Genomic DNA, 17,059 nt, shown 5'->3' on the forward strand with positions numbered 1-17,059 from the left:
GTGGTGGGTTCTGGGGTTTGCGGTCGGGGTTGATGCCGGGTTGCTAGGTTCCTGCGTTAGCGGTCTTAGTCATCGCCGGGTTGCTGCTTTCAGTGTGAGTGGTCTGCATGAGTCGGATATTCTCTTTATCACTATTAGCCACTGTGCGCGGCGGCACGTCATTTCTTTGTCCAAAGCGACAAAGAAACGAAGCAAAGAAAGCGCTTTCAGAACGAGGGCTCGTAAGTTGACCTAGCGTGCAGTCTCCGCGTTTTTGGCACCCCAAAAGCACGGTGCTCGCCAGAACCACGGATGTGTGAACCCCTCCTTCTCGCGAATTCTTACACGCACACGCTTCGCCCCGTACGCTCTCGGGCAAGCACGCTTGCCAAGGAACCCACACGGCCTTACGCGCTTTTCGCGGCTCCATTTTTTGTTGGTTGGTTGTGTTGTCAGCGCTGCTATCTTCTTGGAACGAAGCCCACTCCCTAAGTTCTTGACAGGTGGGTTGCGCGCTGTGTGCGGATGTCTTCGTGGACTACATCACGGCCGGATGCATTTTGACGGCTTCTTTTTTGGTAGGCGTTTGATTGGCTTGAACGTTATTTTTGTCGGCTACGGCCTTACACATTTTGGCAAGCTCGCTTCGGGGTGGGTTGCCGACATAGTTCGGCATGCGTACAAATTCGAAGGATGGTTGTCCGCGGATAGCGCGGAGCGTTCCTTGGGCAGGTTCAGTCACTGGTGGCGAAGCGTGTGGGTATCCGTGTTCGGAGAAAGAGGGTTTCACACATCCGTGGCTCTTGCGAGCACCGTGCTTTTGGGGTGCCAAAAACGTGGAAACTGCACGCTGGGTCAACTTACGAGCCCTCGTTCTGAAAGCGTTTTCTTTGCTTCGTTTCTTTGTCGCTTTGGACAAAGAAATGACGTGCCGCCACGCACAGTGGCTAATAGTGATAAAGAGAAAAGCCAACTCAAGCAGACCACTAACACTGAAAGCAGCAACCCGGCATAGACCCCGACCGCTAACGCAGGAACCTGGCAACCTGAGCACTAACCCCGACCGCTACCCCTCCCAAAACCCACCGCGACTTCACCGCCCCTCTTTCCGTCCAATGCTGAACGTAAAGGCAAGCGCCCCAACAAGCAATGCACCCTTGATGAAATCCTGCATGTAATAAGGCGCATTGAGCATGGTCAGCCCGTTGAGCAACACACCGACAAACACCGCACCCACCGCCGAGCCCAGCACGTTGGGACGCTTCGCCCCCCACACCGCATAACCGATCAGCGCGGCAGCAACCGCATCCAGAAGCAGCGAATTGCCGGCGCCCACATCGCCACGCCCGACGCGCGCGGCAATCAACGCACCGCCGAGCGAAGCGATCACCCCCGATGCCACATACGCCGCCACACGATAACGCGCCGTCGGCGCACCCGCGAGCCGCGCGGCTGTTTCGTTGCCGCCAGTCGCATAGAGCACACGACCCCATCGTGTGAATTCCATGACGAGCACCGCGACCAGCGTCACCACCGCCAGCACGATGACCGGCACCGGTACGACATCCAGCCAGCGTGCCCGGCCCAACGCCAGGAAGGCCGCCGGAAACGCGCCGGTAGCCTCCGTTCCGTCCGGCAGGATGGTGCCGGTCGCGAGCGAACGTCCACCCGTTGGAATCAGTTGCAGGCCCGCTAGCAGGAACAAGGTTCCGAGCGTCGCTAGCTGGTCCGGGACGCGCAGACGCGTGATCAGCAAGCCATTAAAAAGTCCCGCGCCGACACCCAACACCAAGCACGCCGCAACAGCGGCAAGCGTGTTGCCGTGCCACACCACCAGCACGTAGCTCGCGGCCATCTGCGCCGTCGCGGCCGTGCTACCGACCGATAAATCGAAGCCGCCTACCGCCAGCGTAATGCTGACGCCCACGGCCAGAAGCGCGACAATCGACGCAGCCTGCAAGATGCTGAACAGATTGTCCACGCTCAGGAATGCCGGCTCACGCCATGTAAATACCGCGCCCATCACAACGAGCAGTAACAAGATGCCGCTGCGTTCCAGCTTCGTCCTGATGCTGGTGTGTCGGAGCTCCGTTCGAGCCACGGTGCTTGCTTCGGTAGAAGCGCCAAGTTTCATGCGTCAGGCTCCGGCAAGATCTTCAATGTCTGTTTCAATGATCGAACGATCGAAGTGCAGCACACGGTCCGCGACTTCGAACGCCTCCTCGATGGCGCTGACGAACACCAGCGTCACCCGCCCCGCTGCATTCGCTCGCAATACATCGGCGATATCCGCGCGAGCGCCGGCGTCGACACCCTGGAACGGCTCGTCAAGCAACAGCATGCGGGCGGGTTCCGCATGCGAGCGCGCGAGTACGACTTTTTGTTGATTGCCGCCGGAGAGGTTGACCACGCGATCCGCTGGACCGTTGCATCGAATGGAAAAACGCTCGATGGCGGACGCGGCCTCGCGACGTTCGCGCGATCTATTGATCCACCCGCCCTTGAACCAGTTCGACAAAAACGGAAAACTCAATGTGCCTTCGATCGACGCGAACTGAACGCTGTCCGGAAAGAGCGACGAGCTCCATCGGTCCTCGCCTACGAGGAAGACGCCACGGCGGATTGCATCGGCAGCAGAGCGCGGCTGCCATGGCTGGCCATCGAGTGTCATCGTGCCGGACACTACCCGCTCAGTGCCAAACAGCGTTCGGGCTAGCCGCGACTTACCACCGCCCAAGGGTCCCGCGAACGCAACGATCTCGCCACGGGCAGCGTCGAAGTCGAGTGCGGGGCTATCCTTACCCGGGAACAATTTCAGGCCTCGGACCTGAAGGCCTTGGCTCGCTGTCGAATGCACTGTCTTTCGTTCGCGAGTCTTTGACAATTGCGGCAATGCGCGGCCGATCATCGTTTCAGTAGCATCGTCGAAATCGATCGGATTCTTCAGGTTTGCCACTAGCCGGCCATCGCGGACAATGACCACCCTGTCCGCCATTCGCTTCAGATCGCCTAGCCGATGCGAGACCAGCAGCATGGCGACACCACGCTCGCGCAACCTGTCGAGTGCGGTAAAGAGGCGCTCCGCTTCGGCCGCCGAGAGGCTTGCCGTCGGTTCATCGAGTATGAGCACTGCGGGTTTGGCCGCCAGCGCCCGGGCCAGCGTGACAAGTTGCCTCGTCGCAAGCGGCAGCGTGAAAAGTGCCGCCCGCAGATCGACGTCGAGTCCAACCAGCGCAGCAATGGAACGCGCCTCATCGAGCCGCGCCGCGGGCCCGGCAAACCAGGGCGTCCCCGCATTGTTGAAACGATCGAGCAAGAGGTTGTCCGCAACCGACAGCGTGGGCACGACCGACTCAGCGATCGACTGATGCATGGTCGCTACGCCCAACGCCTTCGCTTCCTGCGGTGAAGCCGGTGCGTACGGCTTGCCGTGCAGTTCAAGCGAGCCTCCATCGCCGGGATAAACACCGCTCAGTATCTTGACGATCGTAGACTTCCCCGCCCCGTTAGCGCCCATTAACGCTACGACCTCGCCCGCAGCAACGGAAAGATCGAATCGATCAAGCGCGACGGTTGGGCCAAAGCGTTTCGATACCGACCGCGCGACTAGCATTGGCAAGCCGGCCGTGAAACCGTCGCCGGCACGGCCGCGTCTTCGTCGTCGATAATCAGGCGCGATACGTCGCTGGCCGATCCGGCCGGCAATGACGCAGGCAGGGCGGTTTCAATGTCGACGGTGCTCAAGATGCGCCTCCTTGGCTAGCGGGTTCCACGGCAGAGAAGCTTTATACGCATAGCTATCGCATGACGCAAAGAACGAGTTTTTCTTTCGATATGAACCATGTGGTGGCAAGCCCTCATGGCGCCCCGCTTGCACCAGATGGGAGCACAGGCCTTTACAGCCACGGGCATATGTAAAGCTGAAATCGTTAGAGCGCGACGTCGATTCGGCGACTAGATTGTCCGGTTGTTAAGTGAAAATAGAGAAGCCGGCGGCCATGAGCAAAACCATCCATTTCAATGCGTTCGAGATGAACTGCGTCGGCCATCAATCACCGGGTCTGTGGTCTCATCCACGCGACCGGTCATCGCAATACAAGGACCTCGAGTACTGGACGGATCTTGCAAAAATTCTTGAGAGGGGTTTCTTCGACGGTATCTTCATAGCCGACGTGATCGGCTATTACGACGTCTATAAAGGCAGTAACTATCACGCGATTCATCAGGCCGCGCAGATCCCCGTCAACGATCCGCTGCAGCTTGCGGCGCCTATCGCCATGGTGACCGAGCATCTGGGCATCGGCATCACGGCATCGACGACTTTCGAGCATCCGTATACCTTTGCGCGCCGTCTTTCAACTGCCGATCACCTCACTAAAGGCCGCGTGGGATGGAATATCGTCACGTCTTATCTGGAAAGCGGCGCGAAGAATATCAGTGAAGGCGGCTTGCGCAAGCATGCGAACCGCTATGAAGTGGCAGCCGAATATATTGAAGTGCTGTACAAGCTTTTCGAGGGAAGCTGGGAAGAAGACGCCGTGGTCCGGGATCGCCACAATCGCGTCTTTACGCATCCCGAGAAGGTCCATGAGATAGGTCACCACGGCAAATATTTCGATGTGCCCGGCTACCATCTTTGCGAACCCTCGCCTCAACGCACGCCCGTGCTCTATCAGGCCGGCGCGTCGGGTGCGGGTAAGGCGTTCGCGGCCCAACACGCCGAATGCGTATTCGTCGCCGCCCCGACCAAGGAAGTGTTGAAAGAGTATGTTGCTGACGTCCGCGAACAGGCAGCGCTTGCGGGACGGGATGCGGGCGAACTGCTGATCTACAACCTAGTCACGGTCATCGTGGATGAGACGGATGCCAAGGCGCAAGCGAAGTTCGAGGAGTACCGCCGCTATACCTCGTACGATGGTTCACTCGTGTTTATGTCGGGTTGGACGGGCGTCGACTTCGGTCAGTACGCGCCGACCGATCTGGTCAAAAAAGTGGAAACCAACGCAATCGTCTCCGCCATCGAACATCTGGCGGGCGGTGCGAAGTCCTGGACCATCGACGAACTCGCGGCGTGGGGTGGAATCGGCGGCATGGGACCGGTGTTCGTCGGTTCCGCGGCAACCGTTGCCGATATTCTGCAAACCTGGGTGGAGGAGACCGGCGTCGACGGCTTCAATCTCGCCTATGCGGTCGCCCACGAGACCTTCGAGGATATCGTTGAATACCTGGTGCCGGAGTTGCAGCGGCGCGGCGTTTATCGCAAGGAATATTCGCCCGGCACGTTGCGCGAAAAGCTCTTCGGCAAGGGACGCTTGTTGCCGGCTGGACATCCCGGTGCGAGGTATAGAGACATCGAGGCGTTCAAGCGCGGCGAAGCGGCTAAATCACTGGTTAGCTTGCAGGAATAGCGACCTCCAGGCCTATTCATCGGCAAATATTCTCCTGCCCTCAATGCGGATGGGCACGCGGGTCAGGCGTGCGCCAAGGCACGGGCCATCGACGCACACGCCATCCTCGAACCGGAACATCGCGCTGTGATAGGCGCACATGAGAAGCTCGGCGCCGTAGGCGCAAAACGTGTTCGGCTCATAGTTCAACGGTATGGAGAAGTGCGGACATAGGTTGCGGTACGCCCACGCGTTATCCCCTCTGCGCAACACCACGACCTCGCTCCCTGCTTCGAGACCACCGCCGTCCGGCACGTCGTCGAGAATACAGAGAGGCACGCTATTGCACGCTCCATCGTTCATGGCGTCACACTTCCTTGCGTTACTTCAGCGTGCTGCATGCCGGGGGTCCGCTGATTCCTTGCGCGCGGGTAGAACCCTGGTCCCTGGATCAAGGAACACAACACGCCGGCCGACGGGGAAAAGCTGCAGCCCGAACCGTCGCGATACATAACCCCACAATCCCTGAGGAAAAAACATCGTGACGACAATCGCGAGCGTGCCCAGCCCGATCAGATACCAGGTCCCGAAATCCGACAGGAACTTGTTCAACAGGAAAAATATCAGCGTACCGATGATCGGTCCTTCAAGCGTCCCCAATCCGCCGATCATCACGATGAAAATCGCGAAGGCGGTCCAGTTCACGGAGAACGCGGCATCGGGTGAGATCCGCAGGTTGCTCACGAAATAGAGCCCACCCGCGAGCGCGGCGCCGCCCGACGACACGAGGTACACGCCGAAGCGAGCGCGCCTAACGTCGACTCCCTGACTGTTCGCCGCCACCGCGTTGTCGCGCATGGCAGTGAGCGCGAGACCCCGTTTCGAGCGCAGGAAGACGTACAGCAAGCCGATGGCGGCCACCACGATTGCCAGCGCCAACCACAGCGTCAGCGACTCGCGCAGCGACCTCGGAACGTCCTGTAGCGCGGTCAAGCTCGTGCCTGACCCTCCACCGAGCCACGAGAGGTTCGCGATGCTCAGGCGAAAGACCTCGGCGATCACCCATGTGCCTATGGCGAAGTACCCGCCCTCCAGCCGAAACGCGACCAGCGAGACCGGCGCTGCGATCAATACGGCTATCGCACCCGCAACCGGCACGGCGACGAAAGGCGACAAGCCACCGTAGTTCGCAAGTATCAGCATGGCGTATCCGCCGATACCGAAATACGCCTGTTGTCCGATCGACACCATGCCTCCGTAACCCGCAAGCAGGTTCCACATCATGGCGAAGACCAGGTACGCGGCAATCTGCGTGAAGTCGCGCAGGGTGCCGCGGCCAGCCCAATAAGGAAAGCTCGCGACCAGCACGGCGACAATCAACAGCACAAGCACGGCCGCCCTGCTCACACGCGTTGCCCGCCGGATTTCGAAATGTCGTTCAGAGACGTTCATGTGATTGCTCATTTGACTAAGCTCCCGGCGCTCATCACGCGGTCTTGGGCAACAGGCCTTGCGGCCGGATCGTCAACAGCGCCAGGAACAGCACGTGTCCCAGCCAGATACCCCATCCTGGGTCGATGTAAAAACCGATTTGCTGAGCAACGCCGAGTGCGATTCCGCCGAGGAACGTCCCCCAGAACGAACCCATCCCGCCGATGATCACCGCCTCAAACGCATAGAGCAGCAGCGCGGGGCCATCGGACGGAGAAACGGCTGTACGCATCGCATAGAGCGTGGCAGCAAGCGCGATCAGCACGAACGCGATGCCCATTGCAAGAGCGAACGTCCTGCGCGGCGAGACGCCCATCAGTTGCACGATCTCGCGGTCGTCGGAAGTGGCGCGAAAGACCCGGCCGAGCGGCGTGCGGCCAAAGAGCCACTGCAGCCCGAGCGTGGCCGCTACCGTGACGGCGAGCGTAAGGAGCGGCAGGAGTCCGAGCGCTATGCCACCGGGCAACGTGATGCTCATCGACTCGAAGCCACCGGTCCCGAGCGCGCGCGGGTCCGCAGAAAACGCTTCCTGCAGCACGTTCTGGATCACGATCGAAAGACCGAAGGTGACGACGAGCGATGGCAAGGGGTCACGGCCACTGACCCGATTGAGCACGGTGTATTGCAGTGCATATCCCGCGCAGAATGCGATCCCGATCAAAACCGGTACGGCAACCCACAGCGGCATATGAGCCAGGTTTGTCAGCACGAACAGGACGAATACCAGCAGCACGATGAAGTCGCCGTGCGCCGTATTGGTCAAGCGCATGACACCGAACACGAGCGACTGGCCCATTGCGAAGAGCGCATAAAGCGCGCCGAGCAGCACGCCCTGTAAGAGGATATTGACAATTGAACTCATGACACCGCTCCGAAATAGGCACGCGTAATTGCTTCGTCGGACACTTCCGCCGACGCGCCTGCCAACGACACGCGGCCTTCCTGGAAGCAATAAAGGCGCTTCGATACGCGCCGCGCCAGTTGCACGTCCTGCTCGACGATGATCGCGCTCATACCGTCCGCGACGATCGACGGCAACGCAGCATAGATTTCCCTGATCACGACTGGTGCGAGGCCGAGAGAAAGCTCGTCGCACATTAGAAGATCCGGATTACTCATCAATGCCCGGCCGAGCGCCACCATCTGCTGCTGCCCGCCGGACAACGCGGTCGCCGGATGGGTGCGCCGCTCCTTCAGGATGGGGAAAAGCGCATAGACCGTGTCAAGGGTCCAGCGGCCGGGCCGAGAAGAATAAGCGCCGAGCAACAGGTTTTCCTCGACGGACAGACTCGCGAACAGCCGCCGGCCTTCGGGCACAAGTGCTATCCCCTTTCCGACAATGCGTGCGGCGGGCATGCCGCCGACCGCCTCGTTCTTGTAGGCGATCTGTTGCGCGGGCACCGGCAGGAGACCGGCAAGCGCCTTCAGGAAGGTGGACTTCCCCGCACCGTTCGAACCAATCAACGCAATCACTTCGCCGCGCTCGACCGTGACATCAATGCCGAAAAGGGCCTGGAAATCGCCATAGAAAGCGGTCAGGCCGCGAGTTTCAAGAATGGCAGGCATGGTCAACTCTCCAGGCCAAGATACACGCGCCTGACTTCGGGGTCGTCCATCACGGCGGCCGGCTTGCCCTGTGCAAGGTGCCGGCCGAAGTGGATGACCAGCAAGCGATCGGCGACGGCGAGCAGCGCATGCACTACATGCTCGATCCATACGATCGTCACGCCCTGCTCTTTGACGCTGCGGATTTCATCGACGAGTTCATGTGTCTCCTGCTCGGTCAGACCGCCCGCTATTTCATCGAGCAGCAGCAGTTTCGGCCGGGTCGCGAGTGCGCGGGCAAGTTCGAGGCGCTTGCGGTCCAGCAACGTCAGCGTGCCGGCCAACTGGTCCGCACGGCGCTTAAGACCGGTGCGCTCAAGTACATCGATGCACAGGTCAGCCGCTTCACGTTCTTTTAGCTCGCCGCCAAAGGTGGCGCCGACCAGCAGGTTCTCGAATACCGTCATGCCACCGAAGGGCCGGGGCACCTGATACGACCGCCCAATACCCGCCACACACCGGCGATACGGCGCCAGTTTGCCGATGTCGGCTCCGTCGAATTCGATTGTGCCGGCGTCCGGCCGTACGTCACCGCTGATGAGGTTGAAGAGGGTAGTCTTGCCCGCGCCGTTCGGTCCGAGGATCCCGTAGGTCTCGCCTTGCTCGATCGCGAAGCTGATGTTGTCGGTGACTTTGAGCGCACCGTAGCTCTTCGACACGCCCGTCAATCTGAGAACGCAACTCATGCTCGCCTCCCCTCTAGCCGATCAACTTGAGCGGGCCGGACAGCGGCACATTCGGCGCAAGCTGGTTGTTCACGATTGCAAGGTCGAAGCGATGCGTCTGCCCCTTGATCCATTGACCGCCAACCAGCGGCGTCTTCGCGACGTTCTTCACCGGCCCGCCGCCCCATGCGACGTGACCGACGACGGTATCGAGTTTCGTCGATGCCACCGCATCGCGAATCGCTTCGTTCGAGTCAACGTCCTTGCTACGCTTGAGCGCGTCCACCGCGATCTCGAACAATGCGTGCGCGAAGCCGATAGGCTGGGTCCATTGTTTCGATGTCGCCTTCTCGTATGCATCGGCTAACTGACGGGCCGACTGCCCGGTCAGCGACGACTTGAACGGGTGCGATGGAGACCACCATACTTCGGTGGAGAGACCCTCGCCAAGATCGCCCAGCGCTTCTATTGAAGTCGGGAACAGGAGTGCCTTTCCGATCGAAATGACTTTCGGTTTAAAACCCTGCTGGCGCGCCTGCACCAGGAAGTTCTTCGCGTCGGGCGGAATCACGACGCCCGTCACGATCTGCGCGCCGCCTTGCTTGAACGCTGCGATTTGTGCCGAAAAGTCCTGCGTCATGGACTGAAAGCGGCCGGGGTCTTTCAGCGTAAAACCCTTTTGCGCGAGCACGGGCGGAAAGCCGAGCTTGCCGTCGCCCCATGCGTTGCCATCGCCGTCATTCGGAAAGAGTCCGCCGACCGACTTGTTGGTCTGCACCGATTGCCACATGCCGGTGTACACGGCGATCACGTCTTCAAGGCCCCAGAAGAAGTGATACGTAAAACGAAAACCCTTCTTGGGATCGCCCTTCCTGCCGAAGAACCAGGGTTGCCACGGGACGACCGTGGAGACGCACGGCATCTCGTTGATCTCGCACGCATCGCTCACGGGATTGGCTGTTTCTGGCGTTCCCGAAACCAGCATGATGTCGACCTTGTCCTTCAGGATCAGGTCGTTCGCCACTTCGCCGGCGCGGTTCGGATTCGACTGGCTGTCCTTGACCAGGATCGCGACAGGATACTGCTTGCCATTGATCGCAATGCCGTCTTTAAGCGCCGCCTGCATCTGTCCGATGACAAAGCGGTCAGCTTCGCCGAACGGTGCAAGCGGACCGGTTTGCGGCGACACGTAACCGATCTTGAGCGTACGCGGACTGGCAGCGTTCGCGATGCGCGCAAGCAGCGGGGAAGCCGCGACAAGCGTACCGCCCGCCGCGAGCTTCACGAAATGACGGCGAGCGCCGTTGATGGAATGATCGTCCATGTCTGTCTCCTTCAGTCTTTTATGGTGCTGTCCCGGCCTTCTTGCGTGCCAGGCTCAGGGTAGTCAGTCGGGGCGGCGACCCTCGTAAGCGGCTTCAAGCAAAGCCCGCAATGCGCCACGTTCGAGGGGCCTCGGATTCCAATAGGGGGCCTTCGATGCAATATCCAGCGCGACGCCAATATCCGATTCCTTCAGTCCGATATCCTTCAACGCCGTCGGTGCGCCATTGTCACGAGCGAGATCGAACACGCCTTGCGCTGCATCCGAAGCCCCAAGCGCACGCGCGATCCGCTGCATCGCTAGCGGTGCGGCTTCGCGGTTGTACGCAAGCGCATGCGGCAACACGATGGTGTGTGTCTCAGCGTGCGGCAAGTTGAAGGTGCCGCCAAGCGTGTGGCACAGCTTGTGATGCAATGCCATGCCAACGCTGCCGAGCACGGCGCCGCACAGCCATGCGCCGTAGAGGCAATCGGCGCGGGCATCGAGATCGTCAAGGCGGGAAACGACGCGACCTATGCCGGCTCCCAGCGCACGAATGCCCTCCTCCGCCATCAATCCGGTAATCGGATTCGCATCTTGTGCGTAGAGCCCTTCGGCCGCATGCGCGATTGCGTTGATGCCGCTTGTGACAGACAGCGAGGCCGGCAGCGACACCGTCAGCTCAGGATCGTAGATGACAGTCTTCGGCAACACACGCAGGTCGCGGCCGGTCTTCTTCAAGCCGGCTTCGGTGAGCCCGTACACAGGCGTCATTTCCGAACCTGCATACGTGGTTGGAACGGCAATGATCGGCAGCGATGAAGTCAGTGCAATTGCCTTGCCGAGCCCGGTCGTGGAGCCACCACCTATCGCCACGGCGCAGTCGGCGCCCAGCTTCGTAGCGTAATCGCGGGCCTCCTTCGCAATCTCCACAGGCACATGCATGACTGCCTTCGAAAACACGCCAACCGCCCGCGAGCCGAGTCGCGCGGCGAACGCCTCGGCCTGCTCGCGCTGCTGCGGTGTGGACAGCACGATGGCGCGTTTAGCCCCCAGCAGATCGATCTCGCGCTCGAGGTGGCGGATGCTGCCCGCACCAAAGACCACGCGTGAAGGCAAGCCCTGATAGATGAACGGGTCCATGATCAGCGCGGATAATAAGGCGGAATGTTGGCGTCGACGTTCACCCAGACCGACTTCGGCTGCGTGTATTCGCGCATGACTTCAAAGCCCATCTCGCGGCCATAACCGCTCGATCCCACTCCGCCGAACGGTGACGCCGGACTCACGCGCTTATAGCAATTGATCCAGACCATGCCGCTTTTCAACTGACGCGCAAAAAGATGCGCGCGTTGCAAGTCGCGTGTCCACATGCCGGCGCCCAGTCCGTATTCGGTGCCGTTTGCAATGGCCAGAGCCTCTTCATCGCTCCCGAATGTGCTCACCGTGACGAACGGGCCGAATACCTCTTCCTGCGACACGCGATCGCCAGGCTTCGCCGCAACAATAGTCGGTTCTACGTAGCAACCGTTGGCAAGTGCGGCGCTTTCCGGCGCCTTGCCGCCTGACAGGATGCGGCCGCCCTGCTCGCGAGCGACATCGACATAAGACAGAACGCGGTCACGATGATGACGCGACGTCAGCGGCCCCATCTCGGTCCTCGGATCGAGCGGATCGCCGATCCTGATCGAACGCGCCAGCGCGATAAACCGCTCAAGCAGTTCGTCCGCCACCGACTCATGCACGATCAGCCGCGATGCCGCAATGCAAGCCTGCCCCTGGTTATGAAAGATACCGAACGCAGAGCCTTGCAAGACAGCGTCGAGATCGGCATCGGCGAATACGACGTTCGCGCCCTTGCCGCCCAGTTCGAGTTGCACCTTCTTGAGATTGCCGGCGGAGGCCTGCACGACCTTGCGCCCGACTGCGGTCGAACCGGTGAACGCCACCTTGCTGATCTCTGGATGCTCGGCAATATATTGCCCCGCCACCTGACCGAGACCCGGCACGATGTTCACCACGCCCGGCGGGAAACCTACCTCGGCCATCAGTTCGGCAATCGCGAGACTGGACAGCGGCGTGAGTTCCGCCGGCTTCATGATCACGCAATTGCCGGCGGCAAGCGCGGGCGCCATCTTCCAGCTGGTGAACATCAGCGGGAAGTTCCATGGCACGACTTGCCCGACCACGCCGACCGGTTCGCGCGTCACATAGTTCAGGAAGCCCGCTTCAACCGGAACCACCGTTCCTTCGAATTTGTCCGCCATGCCGCCGAAATAACGGAAAGTGACAGCTGTGCGCGGCACGTCGAGATTGCGGGTATCGCGAATCGGATGCCCTGTGTCCAGCGACTCGAGCCGGGCCAGTTCATCGGCATTCGCTTCAATGGCGTCGGCTAGCTTGAGCAGCAGGCGGCCGCGATCCATGGCCGCCATGTTGCTCCACTTCGGGAACGCAGCTTTCGCCGCGGCGACGGCGCGGTCGATATCCGCAGGGCCGGCCATCGACACTTGAGCGATCACGGAGTTGTCGTGCGGGTTGAGTGAAGCCAGCGTTTCACCGCTCTCGGCGGGAACGAAGCGGCCATTGATGAACAGTTGCGTTTGCATGGTGGTCCTGCCTGATGAACAAATGAAAGCTGAAGACGAAACCCTGCCCGCGACGCCGGCGAGACCGGCGTCGTTAGCGACCTAAAGAAGCAACAGGGGTTTAGAGCGGTACCGGATACGGCGGGAGTTCGCCGCTCTCGTAACGCTTGGGCAGATCGGGGGTTGCGTTCTCCCACACGAGCAGCATCGAACGCTTTTGCGAATAACCCTTGTGGCGAATATCGGCAGGCATGGCCGCGATGTCGCCGGCGTTCATCGTGATGCGGGCGCGGGGTTCGCCCGTGTCCTTGTCGCCGACATCCCAGATGATCTGATCGGACAGTTGCAGGAACCACTCCACGCGATCGTTGCCGTGAAAGACCGGCAGCACGAATTCCTCGGTGGTCGGGCAAAAGAGACTCTGCTTGCAGACGGAGGTGACCGATGGATTCCAGGTAACGTCCGAACGCGAGAGGTATTTGAAAAGACTGAACGCATGCAGCTCATGTTCGAAGCCAGCCTCTGCGTGGATCTCCGGCTCGTCCTGGCCGATATCCGCGAACTGCCGGTTGACCGGTAGGTCATCGCGCAACGGCGAATCACCCACGAGTCCCGGCATGCGTTTCGTCGCAATGCGCGTGCGCTCGATCGCGCCAATGTTGTCGCCATGCTTGATACCGAATGCCGAACCGGTTTCCTCGGGAGCGGCGAACGGATCAAACCCTTCATTGACCCAGTCTCTCAGGATCGCCTTGAAGGTCGCCATGATCAGCGGCGTTTCAAACTGCTGCGTGTAGTCGACGCCCGCGTCCTTGAAGCTCGAGTTGTACGAACCGGCATACATGTCCACGCGGCCGTAGTGATTGCGCGTGCCGATCACTTCGTCGAAGTTGACCCAGCCGTAGAAAAATCCCCACGCCACGTCACGCATCATCGCGCGCAGAAAGTCGTCGGCATGCATCTGGTGCGAACGGGTTTCCCCCTTCGACGGCCATTTGACCGTGACGAAATAAGCGTCACGGCTGAATTCGAAATCACCTAGCGTGAAGGTGCGGTAACCGCTCGTCTTGTCCGGGTCGGTCGCGGTGACACTTTGAAAACCTGCTGACTGGTCCATGGCTTGTTCCTCGAAAGTTGATCAGGTCGATGTCGATAAGGCGGGCTCACGGCCTCATTGAATGCCTTATTGAATGCCTCATTGAATGCATATCTCGGCCCACTTCTCTACCGAACACGAACCAAGAATGGTCTGGACGAGCAGAACGCCCGTCTGGCGGGCTTCGAATCGATAAGCAGCACCGGCAGGCAGCAGCGCCTGATGACCACGGCGCAAACGCACGTACCCCATCGGCTGGCCTGCAGGTTCGCCTTCGAGACGCACGCTGCCTTCTGTATCGGCGTTGACGAGCGGACCGTCGGAGGGCTTGATGAAATGCACGTCGATCTCGCCGTCGAGCACCACCGCGAACTCATCGTGCGACGCGCTGAACCATGGCGAGACGCCTTCGGCGCGAACCGTCTCGATCACGTATTTGAGGTTTTTTCCGACCACCACTTTCTCGTACGGTGCAGCGTGGCTGGCAACCTCGAATACATTGGACATGGCGTAATGTCCGGGTTTGCCCTTGATGATTTCGATGGAGCCCTTGCGGTAATTGCCGAGGCTGCCGAGATAGGTCTCTTGCATGTCTGTCTCCATTGCTTTCTTGAAAGACGGTTGTGAACGCGTTGCCTTGGAACGAAGATTAGGGCCGCGCGCGCAACGGGGCAATGGATTGAGGTTCGCGTTTGGCGAACCCTACGTGCTCACAAAAGACGCTAGGGAAAGTACTGAGAAGCGCGCCGCGTCGCGGGGACCCCGCTCATGCGTCGCCGAGTTCGTCGCCAACGTTCTTGGTTTCGTCATCGGGCGGCGAGATACCGAGCGCCCGGTCCCACTGCGGTTCGCGCAAGTAGCGCGCACGCAGGAACTCGACAAACGCCTTCACTTTTGTGGTCGACCTGTGGGACGCCGGATAGACCGCCGAGAGCCATAGCGGCGGTGCAGCATACTCGGGGAGCACACGGACGAGACGCCGTTCGAGCAGATCGGCGGCGGCCACCATGGTCGGCAGATAAGCGACGCCGGCACCGGCGCGAGCGAATTCCAGGAGCAGGTGCACGCTGTTTGTCTTGAGCACCGGATTGAGTGCGATCTCGAAGCATTCGTTGCCCTTCATGAGGGGCCAGTTGTCGCCCCACGGGTAATACGAATAACGCGCGAAGTCGTGCCGCACGAGGTCGAGCGGCGTTTCTATGACGGGCTCCTCCTTCAGGTAACCGGGGGCCGCGCAGAGCACGCCGCGCACCGGAAAGAGCTTGCGTTCGACCAGCAGGTTCGACGCGGGCGGGTAGATCTGCAACGCCAGGTCGAAGCCTTCCTGCACGGGATCGATCACGCGATCGTTGACCGTCACCACGAATTCGATACGAGGATGCGCCTCGCGAAAAGCAATCAGCGCGTGCGAAAAATGGCCCAGCGCGAAACCCGGCAGCACGTGGACGTTGAGCGTCCCGCTGAGCGAGTGCGTTTCGGCGCTGGTACGGCCGGACAGTTCGTGGACTTTATTGACGAGCTGGGCGCAGTCGCGATAATACGACTCACCCACTTCGGACAAGCGCACCGCGCGCGTGGAGCGATGAAAGAGCGCGACGTTGAAATGCTCTTCAAGCTGTTTGACGCGCGACGTGACGACCGACTTTGCAACACCGAGCTGACGTGCCGCGTTCGCGAAGCTCTGCGCTTCGGCGGCGCGCACGAACGCTTCCATCGATATGAAAAGGTCCACGCTGTCTCCTGATCGTTTTGTCTGAACCGCTATTGTCTAATGGAGATTCTAGTTTCTTTGAGCGGGTGCCGCGGCGCGCTGACCGGTGCGCACAACCTGAATTGATCTTAAAGCCCGCACGCGATGCTGTATTCCAGTTATATGCACAGTTAAAAAACGATCGATTCAAGTCGACAATCGAGACACACCGGATAGCGCGTCAAGCGCATCCTCGCCAGATCACAAGACTACAAGATTACAAAAGGGAAAGCTGCAATGAAGCTGTCATTCGAAGTCCTCGAAGCGCTGGACGCAATCGACCGCACCGGCACGTTTGCCGAAGCGGCCGAATTGCTGCACCGGGTGCCGTCGTCGCTCAGCTACCTCGTGCAGAAGCTCGAAAGCGATCTCGATGTCGCGCTGTTCGATCGCACCGGCAGGCGCGCCAGGCTCACGCACGCGGGACGTGTGGTGGTCGAGGACGGCAGGCGGTTGCTGCTCGCCGCAGAGCAACTTGAACAGCGGGCGCAACGCATTCAGGAAGGCTGGGAGGCGGAGCTGCGAATCTGCATCGACGAGATCCTGCCGCTCGATGCTTTCTGGCCCTATGTACAAGCGTTCTACGACCTGAAGATGGATACGCGGCTGCGTCTGTCGAGAGAAGTGCTCGGTGGCACCTGGGACGCGCTGGTCACGCGGCGCGCCGATCTTGTAGTCGGCGCGGCCGGCGAGCCGCCGCACCTGCCGCATCTGGTGGCTCGTTCGGTCGGATCGCTACGGCACGTGTTCGTGGTCGCACCCAATCACCCGCTGGCGGATCTGCCCGAGCCGCTTGGAATAGAAACCGTCACGCGTTATCGCGGCGCGGTGATCAGCGATACATCGCGAGAGTTGAGGCCGCGGTCGGTCGCCACCGGGACTACGCAGGAATTCATCGCGCTGCCCACGCTCAGCGCCAAGCTCGCCGCTCAATGCGAAGGTGTGGCCGTGGGCACTATACCGGAGTGTCTCGCCGCGCAGCCGATCGCCGAGGGCAAGCTCGTGGCCAAGCGCGTGACCGGCATGCGCGAAGTGACGGACTGCTACCTCGCATGGCGCGACGATGAGACCGGTCGGGCGTTACGCTGGTGGGTCGAACAACTGGATCAGCCGGATTTGATCGATCGCTTTATAAGGCGGTAAGGGTTTTGGCTCGCGCTAGTGGACGGTCTTTTGAGTGGTGGGCGGGGTGCGC

Annotated in this window: 16 protein-coding genes; 2 read left to right on the forward strand and 14 right to left on the reverse strand. The window is 60.5% G+C overall.

What is annotated here, in order from left to right; genetic code table 11:
- Positions 1-1,072 precede the first annotated feature (1,072 nt).
- The 3 genes from FH08_RS0138785 to FH08_RS52760 form a co-directional block, all read right to left on the reverse strand.
- Entirely contained in the window at positions 1,073-2,002 is a 930-nt protein-coding gene (locus FH08_RS0138785; protein ID WP_419178050.1) for an ABC transporter permease, read from the reverse strand.
- Between the two features lie 114 nt (positions 2,003-2,116).
- Positions 2,117-3,592 (reverse strand): sugar ABC transporter ATP-binding protein, encoded by a 1,476-nt coding sequence (locus tag FH08_RS0138790; RefSeq protein ID WP_031363499.1) that lies wholly within the window; start codon positions 3,590-3,592, stop codon positions 2,117-2,119.
- The gene (locus FH08_RS52760) at positions 3,586-3,723 is read right to left on the reverse strand and encodes a hypothetical protein (protein ID WP_160172546.1); all 138 of its coding nucleotides are present in this window, start codon (positions 3,721-3,723) and stop codon (positions 3,586-3,588) included. Before FH08_RS52760 ends, FH08_RS0138790 begins: the two co-directional genes overlap by 7 nt.
- Before the next feature lie 254 nt (positions 3,724-3,977).
- Between FH08_RS52760 and FH08_RS0138800 the strand changes: the two genes are divergently transcribed.
- On the forward strand, positions 3,978-5,387 hold the full coding sequence (locus FH08_RS0138800) for an LLM class flavin-dependent oxidoreductase (RefSeq protein ID WP_031363500.1): 1,410 nt from the start codon (positions 3,978-3,980) through the stop codon (positions 5,385-5,387).
- Positions 5,388-5,399: 12 nt separating this feature from the next.
- On the opposite strand, the gene FH08_RS0138805 is transcribed toward FH08_RS0138800, so the two are convergent.
- The 11 genes from FH08_RS0138805 to FH08_RS0138855 all read right to left on the reverse strand — a co-directional run bounded on the left by FH08_RS0138805 (position 5,400) and on the right by FH08_RS0138855 (position 15,846).
- Positions 5,400-5,729 carry a Rieske (2Fe-2S) protein gene (locus tag FH08_RS0138805; protein WP_031363501.1) on the reverse strand — a complete coding sequence of 110 codons (330 nt, stop codon included), beginning with the start codon at positions 5,727-5,729 and terminating at the stop codon, positions 5,400-5,402.
- Positions 5,730-5,753: 24 nt separating this feature from the next.
- Entirely contained in the window at positions 5,754-6,830 is a 1,077-nt protein-coding gene (locus tag FH08_RS0138810; protein WP_235210643.1) for a branched-chain amino acid ABC transporter permease, read from the reverse strand.
- A 22-nt stretch (positions 6,831-6,852) separates the two neighbouring features.
- Positions 6,853-7,719, reverse strand: coding sequence for a branched-chain amino acid ABC transporter permease (locus FH08_RS0138815; protein ID WP_031363503.1), 867 nt, complete (start codon positions 7,717-7,719; stop codon positions 6,853-6,855).
- The gene (locus FH08_RS0138820) at positions 7,716-8,423 is read right to left on the reverse strand and encodes an ABC transporter ATP-binding protein (RefSeq protein ID WP_031363504.1); all 708 of its coding nucleotides are present in this window, start codon (positions 8,421-8,423) and stop codon (positions 7,716-7,718) included. The genes FH08_RS0138815 and FH08_RS0138820 overlap by 4 nt, the downstream gene beginning before the upstream one ends.
- A gap of 2 nt (positions 8,424-8,425) precedes the next feature.
- A complete protein-coding gene (locus FH08_RS0138825) occupies positions 8,426-9,148 on the reverse strand; it encodes an ABC transporter ATP-binding protein (RefSeq protein ID WP_031363505.1) in 723 nt (240 codons plus the stop codon).
- A 13-nt stretch (positions 9,149-9,161) separates the two neighbouring features.
- Positions 9,162-10,451 carry an ABC transporter substrate-binding protein gene (locus FH08_RS0138830; protein ID WP_031363506.1) on the reverse strand — a complete coding sequence of 430 codons (1,290 nt, stop codon included), beginning with the start codon at positions 10,449-10,451 and terminating at the stop codon, positions 9,162-9,164.
- Positions 10,452-10,514: 63 nt separating this feature from the next.
- Entirely contained in the window at positions 10,515-11,573 is a 1,059-nt protein-coding gene (locus FH08_RS0138835) for a maleylacetate reductase (protein ID WP_031363507.1), read from the reverse strand.
- A 2-nt stretch (positions 11,574-11,575) separates the two neighbouring features.
- Positions 11,576-13,039, reverse strand: coding sequence for an aldehyde dehydrogenase family protein (locus FH08_RS0138840; protein ID WP_031363508.1), 1,464 nt, complete (start codon positions 13,037-13,039; stop codon positions 11,576-11,578).
- Positions 13,040-13,139: 100 nt separating this feature from the next.
- On the reverse strand, positions 13,140-14,135 hold the full coding sequence (locus FH08_RS0138845) for a hypothetical protein (protein ID WP_031363509.1): 996 nt from the start codon (positions 14,133-14,135) through the stop codon (positions 13,140-13,142).
- A 78-nt stretch (positions 14,136-14,213) separates the two neighbouring features.
- Positions 14,214-14,705, reverse strand: a complete 492-nt coding sequence (locus FH08_RS0138850) for a hypothetical protein (protein ID WP_031363510.1) — start codon at positions 14,703-14,705, stop codon at positions 14,214-14,216.
- 175 nt (positions 14,706-14,880) lie between these two features.
- Complete coding sequence (locus FH08_RS0138855) at positions 14,881-15,846, reverse strand: LysR family transcriptional regulator (RefSeq protein ID WP_031363511.1); 966 nt, start codon at positions 15,844-15,846, stop codon at positions 14,881-14,883.
- A 255-nt stretch (positions 15,847-16,101) separates the two neighbouring features.
- Between FH08_RS0138855 and FH08_RS0138860 the strand changes: the two genes are divergently transcribed.
- Positions 16,102-17,007: a LysR family transcriptional regulator gene (locus tag FH08_RS0138860; RefSeq protein WP_031363512.1), complete on the forward strand. Its 906-nt coding sequence runs from the start codon at positions 16,102-16,104 to the stop codon at positions 17,005-17,007.
- Positions 17,008-17,059: the final 52 nt, after the last annotated feature.

Origin of the sequence: Caballeronia sordidicola, assembly GCF_000729995.1 — a bacterium.
Classification (GTDB): domain Bacteria; phylum Pseudomonadota; class Gammaproteobacteria; order Burkholderiales; family Burkholderiaceae; genus Caballeronia; species Caballeronia sordidicola_A.